At 73.2% G+C, this 15,904-nt stretch carries 16 protein-coding genes; 8 read left to right on the forward strand and 8 right to left on the reverse strand.

Annotated features, from left to right (window positions below):
- The first annotated feature begins 140 nt into the window (after positions 1-140).
- Positions 141-992, forward strand: a complete 852-nt coding sequence (locus ACZ4E1_RS22510; protein WP_467541794.1) for a TIGR02452 family protein — start codon at positions 141-143, stop codon at positions 990-992.
- Here ACZ4E1_RS22510 and ACZ4E1_RS22515 read toward each other — a convergent pair.
- Complete coding sequence (locus tag ACZ4E1_RS22515) at positions 977-1,456, reverse strand: type II toxin-antitoxin system PemK/MazF family toxin (protein ID WP_467541796.1); 480 nt, start codon at positions 1,454-1,456, stop codon at positions 977-979. The two genes, ACZ4E1_RS22510 and ACZ4E1_RS22515, sit on opposite strands and share 16 nt — an antisense overlap.
- Positions 1,457-1,518: 62 nt before the next feature.
- Here ACZ4E1_RS22515 and ACZ4E1_RS22520 point away from each other — a divergent pair, with 62 nt between their 5' ends.
- Positions 1,519-2,682, forward strand: a complete 1,164-nt coding sequence (locus tag ACZ4E1_RS22520; RefSeq protein WP_467541799.1) for a glycosyl hydrolase family 18 protein — start codon at positions 1,519-1,521, stop codon at positions 2,680-2,682.
- On the opposite strand, the gene ACZ4E1_RS22525 is transcribed toward ACZ4E1_RS22520, so the two are convergent.
- The gene (locus tag ACZ4E1_RS22525) at positions 2,679-4,082 is read right to left on the reverse strand and encodes an amidase (protein WP_467541801.1); all 1,404 of its coding nucleotides are present in this window, start codon (positions 4,080-4,082) and stop codon (positions 2,679-2,681) included. The two genes, ACZ4E1_RS22520 and ACZ4E1_RS22525, sit on opposite strands and share 4 nt — an antisense overlap.
- A gap of 109 nt (positions 4,083-4,191) precedes the next feature.
- On the opposite strand from ACZ4E1_RS22525, the gene ACZ4E1_RS22530 reads away from it, so the two are divergent.
- Positions 4,192-5,211: a LacI family DNA-binding transcriptional regulator gene (locus ACZ4E1_RS22530; protein ID WP_467541803.1), complete on the forward strand. Its 1,020-nt coding sequence runs from the start codon at positions 4,192-4,194 to the stop codon at positions 5,209-5,211.
- Positions 5,212-5,270: 59 nt separating this feature from the next.
- Here the strand turns inward: ACZ4E1_RS22530 and trxA are convergent, their stop codons facing one another.
- Positions 5,271-5,669 carry a thioredoxin gene (gene trxA, locus ACZ4E1_RS22535; protein WP_467541804.1) on the reverse strand — a complete coding sequence of 133 codons (399 nt, stop codon included), beginning with the start codon at positions 5,667-5,669 and terminating at the stop codon, positions 5,271-5,273.
- Between the two features lie 142 nt (positions 5,670-5,811).
- Here trxA and ACZ4E1_RS22540 point away from each other — a divergent pair, with 142 nt between their 5' ends.
- Positions 5,812-7,236: a dihydrolipoyl dehydrogenase family protein gene (locus ACZ4E1_RS22540; protein ID WP_467541806.1), complete on the forward strand. Its 1,425-nt coding sequence runs from the start codon at positions 5,812-5,814 to the stop codon at positions 7,234-7,236.
- Here the strand turns inward: ACZ4E1_RS22540 and ACZ4E1_RS22545 are convergent.
- A complete protein-coding gene (locus tag ACZ4E1_RS22545; RefSeq protein WP_467541808.1) occupies positions 7,233-8,450 on the reverse strand; it encodes a metallophosphoesterase in 1,218 nt (405 codons plus the stop codon). The genes ACZ4E1_RS22540 and ACZ4E1_RS22545 overlap by 4 nt on opposite strands.
- A gap of 133 nt (positions 8,451-8,583) precedes the next feature.
- Here ACZ4E1_RS22545 and ACZ4E1_RS22550 point away from each other — a divergent pair, with 133 nt between their 5' ends.
- The gene (locus ACZ4E1_RS22550; protein WP_467541810.1) at positions 8,584-9,192 is read left to right on the forward strand and encodes a GOLPH3/VPS74 family protein; all 609 of its coding nucleotides are present in this window, start codon (positions 8,584-8,586) and stop codon (positions 9,190-9,192) included.
- Between the two features lie 15 nt (positions 9,193-9,207).
- On the opposite strand, the gene ACZ4E1_RS22555 is transcribed toward ACZ4E1_RS22550, so the two are convergent.
- Both ACZ4E1_RS22555 and ACZ4E1_RS22560 read right to left on the reverse strand, forming a co-directional pair.
- Positions 9,208-10,755, reverse strand: coding sequence for a carotenoid oxygenase family protein (locus tag ACZ4E1_RS22555; RefSeq protein WP_467541812.1), 1,548 nt, complete (start codon positions 10,753-10,755; stop codon positions 9,208-9,210).
- A 167-nt stretch (positions 10,756-10,922) separates the two neighbouring features.
- Entirely contained in the window at positions 10,923-11,363 is a 441-nt protein-coding gene (locus ACZ4E1_RS22560) for a MarR family winged helix-turn-helix transcriptional regulator (RefSeq protein ID WP_467541814.1), read from the reverse strand.
- Between the two features lie 96 nt (positions 11,364-11,459).
- Between ACZ4E1_RS22560 and ACZ4E1_RS22565 the strand changes: the two genes are divergently transcribed.
- Positions 11,460-12,317, forward strand: a complete 858-nt coding sequence (locus ACZ4E1_RS22565; protein ID WP_467541816.1) for an NAD(P)H-binding protein — start codon at positions 11,460-11,462, stop codon at positions 12,315-12,317.
- On the opposite strand, the gene ACZ4E1_RS22570 is transcribed toward ACZ4E1_RS22565, so the two are convergent.
- Together ACZ4E1_RS22570 and ACZ4E1_RS22575 are read right to left on the reverse strand one after the other, a co-directional pair.
- Positions 12,290-12,904 (reverse strand): dihydrofolate reductase family protein, encoded by a 615-nt coding sequence (locus ACZ4E1_RS22570; protein WP_467541818.1) that lies wholly within the window; start codon positions 12,902-12,904, stop codon positions 12,290-12,292. The genes ACZ4E1_RS22565 and ACZ4E1_RS22570 overlap by 28 nt on opposite strands.
- Before the next feature lie 136 nt (positions 12,905-13,040).
- Positions 13,041-13,757: a helix-turn-helix domain-containing protein gene (locus ACZ4E1_RS22575; RefSeq protein WP_467541820.1), complete on the reverse strand. Its 717-nt coding sequence runs from the start codon at positions 13,755-13,757 to the stop codon at positions 13,041-13,043.
- Positions 13,758-14,099: 342 nt separating this feature from the next.
- Between ACZ4E1_RS22575 and ACZ4E1_RS22580 the strand changes: the two genes are divergently transcribed.
- Both ACZ4E1_RS22580 and ACZ4E1_RS22585 read left to right on the forward strand, forming a co-directional pair.
- Complete coding sequence (locus tag ACZ4E1_RS22580; RefSeq protein WP_467541822.1) at positions 14,100-15,569, forward strand: NCS2 family permease; 1,470 nt, start codon at positions 14,100-14,102, stop codon at positions 15,567-15,569.
- Between the two features lie 153 nt (positions 15,570-15,722).
- Positions 15,723-15,896, forward strand: a complete 174-nt coding sequence (locus ACZ4E1_RS22585) for a CsbD family protein (protein ID WP_467541824.1) — start codon at positions 15,723-15,725, stop codon at positions 15,894-15,896.
- The last annotated feature ends 8 nt before the right edge of the window (positions 15,897-15,904 follow it).

Here is a 15,904-nt window from a genome sequence, read left to right on the forward strand (position 1 = left end):
GCGGCGCCCGTACTACCCAAGACGGTCGCGGCGGATCGCACAAGGGTGCGCCTCGGGAGTCCGTCGGGACGGGAAAATCTGTTGCACGGGCGGCCACCGGAAGCTCACGATCGTTTCATGAGCACGACGGGGGAGCGGGCATGAGCGCCCGGCTGCGCGGGATCGCGCAGGACACGGAGAAGATCGTCGCCGCGGGGGAGTACACGACCGGGACCGGACGCGTCGTCCGCATCGCGGACGCGGTGGCCCGGGCCAAAGCGGGCACCCGCCTGTACGGACCCGACCCCGTGCCCGCGGCACCGACCGGGGACGGCCGCGGCGAGATCACGGTCACCGGCGAGAGCAGCCTGGACGCGGCCCGCCGCATGACGGCCGCCCGCCCCGAGCCGGTCGCGGTCCTGAACTTCGCCTCGGCCCGCAATCCGGGCGGCGGCTACCTGAACGGCGCGCAGGCCCAGGAAGAGGCCGTCTGCCGCGCCTCCGCGCTCTACACCTGCCTGATCGAGGTGCCCGAGTTCTACGCCCACCACCGCGCCGACCGGGACGTCTTCTACACGGACCGGGTGATCCACGCGCCGGGCGTCCCCGTCTTCCGCGACGACACCGGACGCCTCCTGGAGAGCCCGTACGAGGTCGGCTTCCTCACCTCACCCGCGCCGAACGCGGGCGTGATCGCGGCCCGCACGCCCGAACGGGTGGCGCGGATCCCGGCCGCGCTCGCCTCCCGCGCCGAGCGGGTCCTGGAGGTCGCCGCCGCGCAGGGGTACCGCCGGCTCGTCCTCGGGGCCTGGGGCTGCGGCGTGTTCCAGAACGATCCGGCGCACGTGGCCGAGGCGTTCCGCGCCCTGCTCACCGGCCGGTTCGCCGGAGCCTTCGACGAGATCGTGTTCGGCGTCCTCGACCGGACCCGGGGCGCCACGACCCGCTCGGCGTTCGAGCGGGTCCTGACGCCCGTGGGAGAAGCGGGCGCCGCGGGTCAGCGCCAGCCGTAGCGCTCCCGCAGCCGCAGCACCACCAGGTTGAACCGGCCGCGGTCCAGGGCGCAGGCCTCGCGCCGCATCCCGCGCTCGTGCACCCGCAGCACGCGGTCCAGGTCCACCCACGAAGGCCGTCCCTCGCGGTCCCAGGGCCCCGAGCCGATCGCCACCCACTCGCGGTCGGCGTCGTGCCGCTTGCTCGACAACTGCACCGCGAGCAGCGTGCCGCCCGCCTCACGGGCCACGACGAGCACGGGCCGGTCCTTGCCCCGCCCGTCGTTCTCCTCGTACGGCACCCAGGTCCACACGATCTCCCCGGGGTCCGGATCGCCGTCGTGCGCGGGCGCGTACTCGGTGCGCACCCGGCCGATCCCGCGCGGTTCGGCCTCGACGGTGGCGGTCGCACCGCCGCGTCCCGGGTGCGCAAAGGTGTCGGTGTCGGTCGCGGGGTCATCCCTGAAGGCAGTCACGCGGGTCACGTTAGAGGCTGGACGGCGCAATCCGCGCGGCGGGTCCACCCCCGGGCCGACAGGCTCGGACCATGGCACGACGACACACCCCGGCCCCACGCCCGCGACGCGCCGTCCGGGCCGGCCGGATATCCCGCTGGGTCCCAAAAGCGCTTGCCGCCCTGGCCGTTCTGGCACTCCTGCCCGCGCCCGCGGCCGCCCGCACGGCGGACCCGGCACCGTCGGCTCCGGCACCGTCGACGCCGGCACCGTCGGCTCCGGCACAGTCGACGCCGACACCCGAGAAGACCCGCACCGTCTCCGCCTGGCTCCCGTACTGGGACCAGGACAACGCCTACCGGTCGGCCCTCGCCCACGCCGCGCAACTGCGCACGGTCAGCCCCTTCTGGTACGAGACCCGCTCCGCCGGCGAGGTCGCCGGGTTCCCCGGGGCCGGCGACCGCACGATCATCGACGGGCTGCGCGCCCAGGGCGTCCAGGTCGTCCCGACCGTCATGGAACAACTCCCGCCCGGCGCCCTCGCTGCCGTCATGACCAGCGCCGCACAGCGCGCCGCCCACATCGACACCCTGCTCGCCGTCGTCCGCAGCCGCGCCTACGACGGACTCGACATCGACTACGAGTCCATCGCGCCGACCCCCGAGGCCACGTACCCGGCGGTGCGCGACGGCTTCGCCGACTTCGTCACCGACCTCTGCGCCCGCCTGCACGCCGCGGACAAGCAGTGCGTCGTCACTGTCAGCCCCAAGACCCGTACCACCGGCCGCATCTGGAACTACAAGCGCCTCGGCGCCGCCGCCGACCGGCTGCGCGTCATGGCCTACAACCTGCACGACGCCGCCGGCACGCCCGGCCCCCTCTCCAGCCCGCAGTGGTACGACGAGATCCTCACCCGCGCCACCGCCGAAGTCCCGCTGGACAAACTGGAGATGGGGCTGCCCGCCTACGGCTGGGACTGGACACGCGGCAAGCTCGGCCGCGCCGGGCACGTCACTGCGCGGCAGGCCGAAACCCTGCGCCGCGAGGTCGGTGCCGCCTACACCCTGGACCCCGACTCCCGCACCCCGCACTTCACGTACACGAAGGACGGCGAGGAGCACGACGTCTGGTATCAGGACGCGCGCGGCGTCGCGCAGCACCTGCCCGTGCTGCGCAAGTACGGGGTCCGCGCCACCGCCCTGTGGGCCCTCGGCTTCGAGGAACCCGAACTGTGGCCCACCTTGGGGACGCTCTAGCAGGAACCGGGCGGCCGGTGCTCGAACCAGCGCTGGTCCGCCTCCAGTTGAGCCGCCAGCGAGATCAGCAGCGGCTCGCTGTGGGCGGGCCCCAGCAGTTGCGCGCCCACCGGGAGGCCGCCGCCGGCCAGGCCCGCGGGCACGTTCACCCCGGGCCAGCCCAGCACGTTCCACGGCCACGCGTACGGACACGCCGCGATCATCGCCCGGTCCGTGCGCCAGCCGCTGAGCCCCGCCATCGCGCCGATCCGGGGCGCGGGCGTCGCCGTCGTCGGGGCGAGCACCACGTCGTAGGTGTCGAACACCGCCCCGACCCGCCGGTGCAGGGCCGCCTCGGCGCGCCGGGCGAGCCGCAGCGGCCCCCTGCCGAGCGTGCGGCCCATGCGGGCCGCCTCCCGGGTCCGCGGATCCAGAAGCGCGGGGTCGGGCACCCGCTCCACCCACTCGGCGATCCCGGCCGTCGCCCGCGGCACGAACGCCAGGCCGATCTGCCCGTAGCGCGGATCCGCCTCCTCCACGTCGTGCCCGAGCGCCGCGAGCCGCTCCGCGAGCGCCACGACCCGCGACCTGACCTGCGGATCGAGCCGCTTCGGCGTCGCCGTGAACGGCATCCGCAGCGACAGCGCGATCCGCAGCCGCCCCGGCTCGCGGCGCGCCGCCTCGGCCGCCTCCACGGCGGGCGGCCGATGCAGATCGCCGTCGTGCGCGCCGCTCGCCGCGTCGAGCAGCAGCGCCGCGTCCCCTACCGTGCGCGCCAGCGTCCCGTTCACCGTGATCCCCTGGAACGCCTCCGCCCACGGCCACGTCGATATCCGGCCCCGCTGCGGCTTGATGCCCACCAGATGCGTCCACGCCGCCGGGATCCGCACACTGCCCGCACCGTCCGAGCCCAGCGCCGCCGGCACCAGACCCGCCGCGACGGCCGCGGCCGAACCGCCGGACGAGCCGCCCGGCGTGTGCCCGGGCGCCCACGGATTGCGGGTCTCGCCGAACGCGGCCCCCTCCGTGAACGGCCACTGGCCCAGCTCGCACGTGTTGGTCTTGCCGACGATCACCGCGCCCGCCGCGCGCAGCCGCCGCACCGCCTCCGCGTCCCGCACCTGCGGCGGGAACGCGCCGGCGCAGCCGAACGCGGTCGGCACCCCCGCCACGTCCATGTCGTCCTTGACGGCCACCGGCACCCCGAGCAGCGGCAGCCGCTCCCCGGCGGCGAGCCGCGCGTCCGCCGCGTCCGCCTCGGCGAGCGCGGCCTCGGCCCGCACCAGCCGAAACGCGTTCAGCACCGGCTGCGTGGCCGCGATCCGCTCCAGCGACCGTTCCACCAGCGCGCGCGAGGACGTCGTCCCCTCGGCGAGGGCCCGCGCGGCGTCCCGCAGACCCGGCAGCGTCTCCGTGGCCATCAACGACACCTCCAATTCCCCTGTGGTGCCCGCACGTTAGCGGTCCGCGCGCGCAACGGCACGCCCGGGGGCCGTCGCCGCGGGGCGGTCTGGAAGGATGCCGGGGGTCATGGTGCAGATACCGAACCAGCAGCCCGACCCGCGCCCGCCCTCGTCCTCCGTACCGACCAGCGCCGACGTGGCGCGCCTGGCCGGCGTCTCGCGCGCCACCGTCAGCTACGTCCTCAACAACACCGGCGCCGTCCGCATCAGCGAACCCACCCGGACCCGCGTCCGCGAGGCCGCCAGAGAACTCGGCTACGTCCCGCACGCCGCCGCCCGCAGCCTGCGCGCGGGGCACACCCGCATCGTCCTGCTGCCCACCCCGGAGATGCCCGCGGGACCGCTCCACAGCGCGTTCCTCAACGAACTCCAGTGGGCGCTCAGCCGCCTCGACCACACCGTCGTCCAGTACGGCAGCGTCGGCCTGACCGGCGAGGACGCCGCCCGCGCCTGGGCCGAGCTGCGCCCCGTCGCCGTCCTCGCGCCCACCGGCATCGGCCCCGACGGCACCGCCGTGCTCCGGCGCTCCGGCACCAAGGCCGTCCTCACCCTCGGTCCCGAACCCGTCGAGGGCGCCCACGCCCTGCTCATGGACCACCGCGCGGTCGGCCGCGCCGCCGCCGAGCACCTGCGCTCGCGCGGCCACGACCGGATCGGTGTCGTCATGCCGCGCGAGCACGGCCTCGGCACCTACGCCGAACCTCGCCTCGAAGGCGTCCGCGCCACCGGCGCCGACGCGGTCCCGCTCCCGCTCTCCTACGAGGAGGAGGACGCCGCCCGACTCGCCCGCGAGCTCCGCGACGGCGGCCCCGGCGCCGTGTTCGCGTACAACGACGAGTACGCGATGCTGCTGATGCGCGCCCTCCAGGACACGGGCGCCGACGTGCCCGGGGACGTCGCCGTGATGGGGGCGGACGACCTCATGCTGGGGCGGCTGCTGCGCCCGCGCCTGAGCACCGTCCGCATCGACCTGCCCTCGGGCCGCGAGATCGCCGAGCTCGTCGACCGGCTGGTCCGCGACCCGGCCGCCGAGCCCCTCGTACGGGACGTGCTCGGCGCGACGGCCGTCGTCCGCGCGTCCACCTGAGACAGCGCGAAGGGCCGGACCCCGGGTGGTGGGGTCCGGCCCTTCGGCCGTGCGGTGGCTCAGCCCTCGGCGGAGGGGGACTGCCCCTGCTGCTCCTGCTGCGCGGCGATGGACTTGCGGACCTCGTCCATGTCCAGGTTGCGCGCCTGGCCGATCACGTCGTCCAGAGCCTCCTGCGGCAGCGCGCCCGGCTGGGCGAACACCGCCACCTGGTCGCGGACGATCATCAGCGTCGGGATCGACTGGATGCCGAACGCGGCGGCCAGCTCCGGCTGCGCCTCCGTGTCGACCTTGCCGAAGATCAGGTCCGGGTTGGCCTCGGCGGCCTTCTCGTAGACGGGAGCGAACTGCTTGCAGGGCCCGCACCAGGACGCCCAGAAGTCGATCAGCACGAATCCGTTCTCCGTGACCGTCTGATCGAAGTTCTCCTTGGTCAGCTCCACGGTGGTGCTGCTCATGGTGTTTCCCTCTTCCTGCTTCCTGGGTCGGGGGGCGAAGCCGTGGGGGCAATGCCGCTGTGCACAACGGTCCGCGTCGCGGACGTATTCCGCGCTCGTACCCATGTGGCCCGCGCGCACACCTGCCACCAGACTGGGGTCCATGACGGAAGCCATCGCGTACGACGTTGTAGTACTGGGAGCCGGACCGGTCGGGGAGAACGTGGCCGACCGGGCGCGGGCCGGGGGCCTGAGCGTGGCGGTCGTGGAGAGCGAACTGGTCGGCGGCGAGTGCTCGTACTGGGCGTGCATGCCCAGCAAGGCGCTGCTGCGCCCGGTGATCGCCCGCGCCGACGCCCGCCGCGTGCCGGGCCTGCGCCAGGCCGTGCAGGGACCCCTCGACGCCCAGGCGGTCCTCGATCACCGGGACGCCTACACCTCCCACTGGAAGGACGACGGCCAGGTCCGCTGGGTGGAGTCCATCGGCGCCGACCTGTACCGCGGCCACGGCCGTCTCGCGGGACCCCGCACGGTCACCGTCACCGCCGACGACGGCACGGTCACGACGCTCACCGCACGGCACGCCGTGACGGTCTGCACGGGCACCCGCGCCGCCCTTCCCGACCTGCCGGGACTCGCCGAGGTCAAGCCGTGGACCAGCCGCGACGCCACCAGCTCCCGTACGGTCCCGGACCGCCTGATCGTGGTCGGCGGCGGCGTCGTGGCCACCGAGATGGCCACGGCCTGGCAGGCGCTGGGCTCGCGGGTCACGGTGCTGGTGCGCGGCGACGGCCTGCTGGGCCGCATGGAGCCGTTCGCCGGGGAGCTGGTCGCCGACGCGCTGCGCGAGGCGGGCGCGGACATCCGTACGGGCGTCTCCGTGAAGGGCGTCGCGCGCTCGGGCGGCACCGTCACGGCGACGCTCGACGACGGCTCGACCGTCGAGGCCGACGAGATCCTCTTCGCGACCGGCCGCGCGCCGCGCACGGACGACATCGGCCTGGAGACCGTCGGCCTGGAACCGGGCACGTGGCTGCCCGTCGACGACTCGCTCCGCGTCGAAGGGCACGACTGGCTGTACGCGGTCGGCGACTCCAACCACCGCGCGCTCCTCACCCACCAGGGCAAGTACCAGGCCCGCATCGCCGGCGCCGCGATCACCGCCCGCGCCCAGGGCGTCCCGCTCCTGGAGACCGACCGCTGGGGCGCCCACAGCGCCACCGCCGACCACGACGCCGTCCCGCAGGTCGTCTTCACCGACCCGGAGGCGGCGAGCGCGGGCCTCACCCTCGCCGAGGCCGAGGCGGCCGGCCACCGGGTGCGCGCCGTCGACCAGGCCATCGAGAACGTCGCCGGCGCGGGCCTGTACGCCGACGGCTACACGGGCAAGGCCCGCATGATCGTCGACCTCGACCGCGAGATCCTCCTCGGCGTCACCTTCGTCGGCCCCGGAGTCGGCGAACTGATCCACTCCGCGACGATCGCGATCGCGGGCGAGGTCCCGATCGACCGCCTGTGGCACGCGGTCCCGGCGTACCCGACGGTCAGCGAGGTGTGGCTGCGGCTGCTGGAGGCCTACCGGGGCTAGGGCCGGTCCGAGGCCGGGGAGCGCAGGACGAGGAGGGTGATCTCGCTGGGGGCGAAGACGCGGAACGGCGGGCCCCAGAAGCCGGTGCCGCGGCTGGTGTAGAGGAGGGTGCGGGCGCCGTGGCGGCTGAGGCCGGCGAGGGCGGGCTGGTCGATGCGGACCAGGTGGTGGAAAGGCCAGATCTGGCCGCCGTGGGTGTGGCCGGAGAGCTGGAGGTCCACGCCGCCGGCCGCGGCCTCGTCGACGAACTTGGGCTGGTGGGCCAGGAGCAGGACCGGCTGGTCGGGGTCGGCGCCGTCCAGGGCTCCGGCGAGGTGGGCGCGGTGGCCCGCCAGGCCGGAGGACTCGGCGGTGACGTCGTCCACGCCGGCGACCACGAGGGTGTCGCCGCCGCGTTCGAGCAGCAGATGGCGGTTGCGCAGCGGCTCCCAGCCCAGCTCGTCCATGAGGTCGACCCAGCCCTGCGCCTCGCTGTAGTACTCGTGGTTGCCGGTCACGTAGACCCGGGCGTGCGCCGCCTTCACGGTGCCCAACGGAGCGGCCTGGGCGCGGCGGCGTGCGGCCGTGCCGTCCGCGATGTCGCCGGTGTGGCAGACCAGGTCGGCGTCGAGGGTGTTCACCGTGTCGCAGACCCGGGCCGACCAGCGGGCGCGGTCGAGGGGCCCGTAGTGGGTGTCCGTGATGAGCGCGACGCGGATGCCGTCCAAGCCGGCGCCCAGGCGCGGGAGTTCGACGTCGAGTCGGCGCACCCGCGGCACCCGGCGGGCCTCGGCGTACCCCCAGGCGAGCAGCACCGCGGCGGTGCCGAGGGTCGCCCAGGTGACGATCCGGGCCCGGTCCTGGCCGTCACCGACACCGGCCAGGGTCAGGGCGAGGCGCAGCAGGACGCCGAGCAGCACGGACCAGGTGAACAGCACCCAACTGGTGCCCAGCAGGGTGTCCCCGACGATCGCCGCCCGGTCCTGCTGCCGCTTGCCGTGGCCGCGCACCATGGCGAACGGCATACCGACGAGACCGAGGGCGAACACGGCGGTGCCGGTCAGCGTGGCGGGGAGCGGCCAGTCCTGACCGGCGTACAGCAGGAGCCAGCAGGGGACGGTCCACAGCAGAACGGGGGCGATCAGGGGGAGCAGGCGCAGCAGGCGACGCAGGCGTCTTTGCTGTGCCTCGCGCGTCGTGCCGTCGGCGGATCGCTGCTCGTGGGTGTCGGTCACGCTTCCCCTCCTCGGGCAGCCGGGCGAAGGGGCTGCCGACGCGCACTGTATCCGGCCGCCGCCCGCGACCCCCGAGCGCGGCGCTTCGGGGCAAAGCCTCGTACGCTGGCCGACACCGTCAGAGGGAGCGCTCATGAACACGGCACGTGACCTGCTGCTCATCACCCTGGATCCGGAGCACGGAGCCCCCGCAGACCAGGGCGCCCTGTCGCTCGCGCTGGCCGGCGGGGAGCTGATCGACCTCATCGGCGTGGAGGCCGTCGCCGTGCCCGACGAGCGCATCGTGCCGGGACTCGCGCCCTCGCAGGACGACGACCTGCTGCGCCGGGCCGTCTCCTCGCTGGTGCGCGAGGAGCCGTACGAGGTGGTGGACGACTGGCTGTGGCGCCGGGGGAGGGGGCTGGCCGCGGAGTACGTGGCCGGCCTCCGGGCCGAGGGTCTGGTCGCCCGGAAGCCGCGCCGCGCGGTGCCCGGCCACTTGATGCCCGGCCGGCCCGAGGCCCTCCCGTCGGCGGCGCGCCAGGCCGCGGTCGCCCGCTGGGAGGAGGGCGAGCCGGTGCTCCAGGCCCTGGCCGCCGCCCTCCGGCGCGCGGACGAGTCGGCGGTCGACGCCTCGGGCCTGCCGGACCCCGTGGTGACGGTGCTGGCCGCGGTCGGCGGCGCCGAACTGGAACTGGAGGCGGAGCGGCAGCGCAGGTCCGTCGAGAACGCCGCGTTCGACAACATCTGGCGCGGCGCCTGAGCCGCCGGACACGCCCTACGCGTCCGCGACCCAGCTGCCGTGGAAGCCCAGGGGGACGCGGCCGGGCAGGTGGATCCGGGCCAGGGGCCGGCCGCCGAAGTCCTGGGCCGAGAGGATCACGAGGTCGGTCGCGCCCCGGTCGGGGTCGTTCACGTACGACAGGACGTAACCGTCGTCCTCGTCCCGCGCCCCGCGCCGCGGGACGAACACCGGCTCGCTGACCGCCGCGCCCGCGGGGAAACGGACCAGCTGCCGGCTGCCCCGCAGCATGTCGTGCTTGATCAGGTGGTTGGTGAACTTCTCGTCCGGCGGCACGCCGTCGACCGTCTCGTACGCGCGCCACATCTCGGCGGCGCTCGCGGTGTAGGCGTAGCGGTGGCGGCGCGAGACCAGGGATTCGTTGATGCGGGGGAACTCCTGCGGACGGTCGTCGAGGCGGCTGCTGCGGACCCGGCCCGCGCGGGTGTCGATCGTCCAGCGGTCCAGGGTCGGGGAACCGGTCGCGCACGGACCGCCCATGCCGCGCCCGGCGGCGTAGAACGGGGCGGGGAACCCGATGTACTCCAGCACGACGGTGTCGCCCTGGTCGTAGGCGTTGAGCGTGTGCGAGTAGTAGACGGGGTCGATCTCGAACCAGCGCGTGCTGCCGCCGGTGCGCGGCAACAGCCCGATCCGCATGGGGTGTTCGTCGTTCCACACGTACGGCACGATCGCGCCCGCCTCCGCCGCCGCGGCGTCGAAGGTGATCGGCACGTCCACGATCACCACGTACTTCTCCGTGAGCGCGAAGTCGTGCATCATCGGCGCGTCCGCGACGGGCACCCGCGTGGCCCGCGCCACCCGGCCGGTCCGGTCGATCATGATGTGCCGTACATGGTCCCAGGTGGGGTAGTACGCGATCGCGTGCAACTCGTCCGCCGCCGCGTCGTACTTGGTGTGCGCGGTGAACGCGCCCTCCAGCGTGGAGCGGAAGTCGTACGGACGCACCGTGCCCAGCTCGTCGTCCAGCTCGTACGGGAGCGGGCCGCCTTCCTGCAGCGCCAGGACGCGCCCCTTGTACGGGATCACGTGGGTGTTGCACGCGAAGTCGTCCGGCGGCACCTGCCCCGGGTACCGCTCGCCCAGCTTCGCGGTCACCTGGGAGGAACGGACCCAGCGGTTGCGGTACCACTCCGCGCGTCCGCCGCGCAGCCGGACCCCGTGCACCATCCCGTCGCCGAGCATCCAGTGATGGGCGCGGACGTCCTCCAGGCCCAGGGCGTTCGGGCCGTTGCGCAGGTAGCGGCCGTCGAGGTCGCGGGGGATGCGCCCGGTCACCTCCAGATCGAAGGCGGTCACCTCCTCGCCGGCCGGGGCGAGGGCCCCTTCCAGGAACGGCCTCGCACCACTTCGGCCGTTCTTCCCCGCCGCGCCACCCGTCCCGGCCGCGCCACCTGTCCGGGCCGCGCCACCCGTCCCGGCCGCGGCCGTGAAGAGGCCCGTCCCGAGGCCGCTGCCGACCGCGCCGCCCGCCGCGGCGACCGCGGCTCCCTTGAGGAGTCCCCGCCGTGTGTGACTGGCCATCATGTATCCCCGTCCCGTGGTCGATGCCGGTTCCGTCGGCCGCACTGGTGGCGACGGGAACCAGCCTCCTCCCCGATCGTTCGTAGGGCAGTCGGCCCAGGCCCCGGTTCGGGGGTGGTGCCGGCACCACCCCCGAACCGGGGCCCGGGCCTCGTGGTGATGAGCGGTCAGGCTGGTTCGTGCCGGTCCAGGACCCGGCGGAGGAGTCGGGTCAGGGTTCGCCGGTCCTCGGCGGACAGCGGCTGAAGCAGCTCGTCCTGGACCTGGTCGACGACGTCGTCCAGGCGCCGCAGGTGCCGTACGCCCTGCCGGGTGACGGTGATCCGGTTGCGCCGCCCGTGGTCGGGGTCCGGTGCCCGCTCGGCGAAGCGCTGCTCCACCAGTGCGTCGACGGCCGCCGCGACGTCGCTGCGGTCCATGCGGGCGCGGCGGCCCAGCTCGGCCTGGCTCATCGCCCCGAACTCGTGCAGCACGGCCAGGACCCGGTACGGGTGGCCGCCGCCTCCCGCGTCGGCGAGGGTGTCGAACACCAACCGGCGGGTGTGCACGGCCAGTTGTGTGATCAGCCAACTCGGCTTGGCCGCCATGCGCTCGGGCATCTGCTCCATGGCCGACACCGTAACAGTGTTGGTGGCACCAACACGGCGGGCATAGTGTTGGTGCCACCAACACTCAGGCTGTAGCGAGTACGAGGAGACATCCGCATGATCCTGGTCACCGGCGCCACCGGAAACGTCGGTCGCAACCTCGTGCGCGAACTGGTCGACGCCGGTGAGCCGGTACGTGCCCTCACGCGCGACCCGGCCACGGCCGGCCTGCCCGACGGGGTCGAGACCGTCGCCGGCGACCTCACCCGCCCCGAGACCCTTCCCGCCGCTCTCCAGGGTGTGGACCGAGCCTTCCTGTTCCCCGTCCACGGCGCCCTCGACGCCTTCCTCGCCGCCGCCGAACAGGCCGGCGTCCGGCACATCGTGCTGCTCTCCTCGGATTCCGTCACGTTCCGCCGGCCCGGCTGGATCGGCGAGCGGCACCTCGCCGGCGAGCGGGCGGTCGCGGACTCCGCGCTGTCGTGGACGTTCGTCCGCCCCGGCCTCTTCATGGCCAACGACCTCGGATGGGCCCGCCCGATCCGGCGCGACGGCACCGTACGCGGCTCCTACGGCGACGCCGCCATGGCCCCGGTCGACGAGCGTGACATCGCCGCGGTCGCCGCACGGGCCCTCCTCGCGCCGAACCCCGGAACGACGTACGAGCTCACCGGGCCGCAGGCGCTCAGCCAGATCGACCGTGTCCGGATCATCGGCGAGACGCTCGGCATCTCCACCCGTTTCGAAGAGGTGCCCCGCGAGGACACGCACCGACAGCTCCTCGACCGGCTGCCGCCTCCCGCCGCCGACTTCCTGCTGGACCAGCTCTCCGCCGCCCGGTCGGCGCCCGTGCCCGTCCGGACGACCGTCGAGCAGATCACCGGCCGCCCGGCCCGTACGTACGCGCAGTGGGTCGCCCACCACGCGGCCGCCTTTTCCGAGGCCGCTCAGCCGGCGGCGGCGCGCCTGCGGTAGCGGACATGGGTGGTCAGCGGTGAGTGGAGCACCTCGACGGGCTCGAAATCGAAGGTCTCGACGCCGTCGAACAGGCGCTCGCCGCTGCCGAGCAGGACGGGGGCGATGTCGAGGGTGAGTTCATCGATCACGCCCGCGTCGAGCGCCTGTCGGACCGTCGAAGCGCCACCGGCGATGTCCACCCCCTCGCCGCCCGCGGCTTCGAGCGCCTGCGCGTAGGCGGCGTCGAATCCTCCGGTGACGAAATGGAAGGTGGTCCCGCCCTCCTTCTCGATCGGTTCGTGAGCGTAGTGGGTGAGCACGAAGACCGGGGCGTGGTAGGGAGGCTCGGGGCCCCACCAGCCCTCCCACGGCTCGTCCCACTCGCCGCGGACCGGACCGAACATGTTGCGGCCCATGACGTAGGCGCCGCGCGAGCGCATCAGCCAGTCGTCGGCCGTCCGGTCGGCTTCGGTCGCGCGCGGGTCGCCGATGTGCCAGCCGTGCAGCTCCTGGCCGCGCCGGCCCAGCGGATCGTCCCGGCTCTGCCCGGGGCCGGCGACGAAGCCGTCGAGCGAGATCGACATGTGGCAGGTGGTGTCGGACATCGGCTTCACTCCGAGGTGGCGGTCGCAGGGTGTCGTGAGGTCCGGTGACCACCCGACACACATACAGACTGCCCGAGGCGACCGAACTCGTCGCGCCGTCGCTAAGCCGTCGGATCGCGAGGACGTCGCCCCGGACTCAGAGAGGCCGGCCCTGGTCCTGCGCCTCCAGCAGGTCCCAGAAGCGGTCGGTGACCCGCTCCAGATAGGCGCGGCCCTGCTCCCCGGAGGCCGCCGCGGTCGTGGCGCGGCTGAGGGTGGCCGTCATCAGGTGCTGGTACTCCTGGTGCATTGTGCGCAGCGGCTCGGCGAGGGTACGGCGGTCGAGCCCCGTGAGCTTGGCGATCGCCCGGGCGTGGGCCTGCCAGCGGGTGGTCACCGCCTCGCCGAGGAGTTCGGCGAGGCGGCCGTTGTCGCCGGTGACGGTCATGCGGTCGCGCTGCGACAGGCCGAGGACCGAGGCCAGTGCCTTCGTCTGCCGTTCGTCGCCGGTCCAGACGCCGGTGCGCTCGGCTTCCTCGTACATGCCGAGGTCCATGCCGACCGCGCGCGCCACGTCCGTGACCGCGTAGCCACGGATCAGGCGATGCTCGCGCAACGCGCGTGGCGTACCGATGAGTTGGGTCGGATCGCACCACAGCACGCTGGCCAGTGCGGTGAGTTCACCGGGGCTCGGGGACGCGAGGCCGCGCTCCCAGGCGGTGACCGTCCCGGGGGTGATGTGCGTCAGGCCGAACGAGGCGCTCAGGCCGTGCGCGACGTGGGCCGGAGCCATGCCGAGCGACTCGCGGATACGGCGGGCCGCCACCGCGTCGAAGGGTGGGGGCGGGGCATGGGGGGAGGGGGGACCAGGCACAGCCGGGATGATAGAGGGGCATATGTGTTTTGGCTACTGTGTGTTCAGTCAACAGTGCGTTTTGTGAGGGTCACCAAACCGTGCCCGACCATGAACAGCCAGTACAGGGCCCGGGTTGTGGGATCTCCATAACATCCTTGCAACTACTGACCGATGGAACAGCTTCCGCCCCGCTCGCCACGGTGGTTGTCCGTATGATCCTCAGCGCTTCGCATGTGCGTTCGTGCATCGTGACGGCTGTCGCGATGTCAGAGGATCCTCCCAACTGTCCTTGATTCCGGATGCATTCCCCATGTCCGCCGATGTGTCGTGCCCGCGACACACGCAGATGCAGGAGAATCGATGAGTTCCCCCAGCGCGACCGGCGCACCGTACGACGCGCGTCCTCCGGCCGGCAGCCCTTCCCGCACCCCCGGTGGGCCGCTCGACCGCTACTTCCGCATCACCGAACGCGGTTCGACGTACGGCCGTGAGATACGCGGTGGTGTCGCCACCTTCTTCACGATGGCGTACATCCTCGTGCTCAACCCGATCATCCTGAGCAGCGCCGAGGACAAGACCGGCGCCCAGCTCGACCCGGTCCAGCTCGTCACCGCGACCGCGCTCGTCGCCGCCGTCATGACCGTCATCATGGGCGTCGGCGGCAACCTCCCCCTCGCGCTCGCCGCGGGCCTCGGCCTCAATGCCGTCGTCGCCTTCCAGCTCGCCCCGCTCATGACCTGGGACGACGCGATGGGTCTCATCGTGCTGGAGGGGCTCATCATCTGCGTGCTGGTCCTGACCGGCCTGCGCGAAGCCGTCATGCACGCCATCCCGCAGCCGCTCAAGCAGGCCATCAGCGTCGGCATCGGCCTGTTCATCGCGTTCATCGGCTTCGTCGACGCCGGCTTCGTCACCCGCGTCCCCGACGCCGCCCACACCACCGTGCCCGTGCAGCTCGGCACCGGCAGCCTCACCGGCTGGCCGATGCTCGTCTTCGCCCTCGGCGTCGTGCTGACCATCGTGCTGCTCGCCCGCAAGGTCAAGGGCGCGATCCTCATCAGCATCGTCGCGATGACCGCCCTCGCCGTCGTCCTCGACCAGCTCGCCGACATCAAGACCTGGGGCCTGACCACGCCGGCGATCCCGGACTCCGTCGTCGCGTCCCCGGACTTCGGACTGCTCGGCCACTTCGACGTGTTCGGTGCGTTCGGCCAGGTCAGCGTCATCACCGTGCTGCTGCTCGTCTTCACGCTCATCCTGTCGGACTTCTTCGACACGATGGGCACGGTCGTCGGCGTGACCGCGGAGGCCGGACTCCTCGACGAGCGCGGCCAGGTCCCCAACCTCGGCCGGGTGCTCCTCATCGACGGTGCCGCGGCCGTGGCCGGCGGCGCCGCGTCGGCGTCCTCCGCGACGACCTACATCGAGTCGGCGGCGGGCGTCGGCGAAGGTGCCCGTACGGGCTTCGCCAACCTCTTCACCGGCGGCCTGTTCGCCCTCGCGCTGTTCCTGACCCCCGTGCTCACCATCGTGCCGCTCCAGGCCGCCGCCCCCGCCCTCGTGGCCGTGGGCTTCCTGATGATGACGCAGGTCAAGCACATCGACTGGGACCGCTACGACATCGCCATCCCGGCGTTCCTCACGATCGCCGTCATGCCGTTCACGTACTCCATCACCAACGGCATCGGCGCCGGCTTCCTCGCCTACGTCATCATCAAGACGGCGCTCGGCAAGGCGCGTGAGGTGCACTGGCTGCTGTGGGGGACCTCGGTCCTCTTCCTCGTCTACTTCGCCATCGACCCGATCGAGCAGCTCCTCGGGGTCAAGTAGTCGACAGCGGTGGTGCGTTGATGTGGTGAGGGGCCCGGTCGATCCGGGCCCCTCCCGTTTTGCTGACCCTGCGTGTTTGTCTCGGTTGCGGGGTCCCGCAGGGCGGCGCAAGGTGGAAGCACTCCCACCACTCAACGTAAAGGAGTGCTCACCATGAGTAAGTCCAAGGGCAAGGCGAAGCAGGTCAAGGGCAAGATGAAGGAGGCCGCCGGAAAGGCCATGGACGACCAGGGCATGCGGGCGGCAGGACGCGCCGAACAGGCCCAGGGTCAGATGCAGGAGGCCGCGTCGAAGGTGGCCGACCGGGCGAAGCGGTCCGGCCGCTGAGGCCCACG

The organism is Streptomyces sp. NPDC025806 (assembly GCF_055558275.1).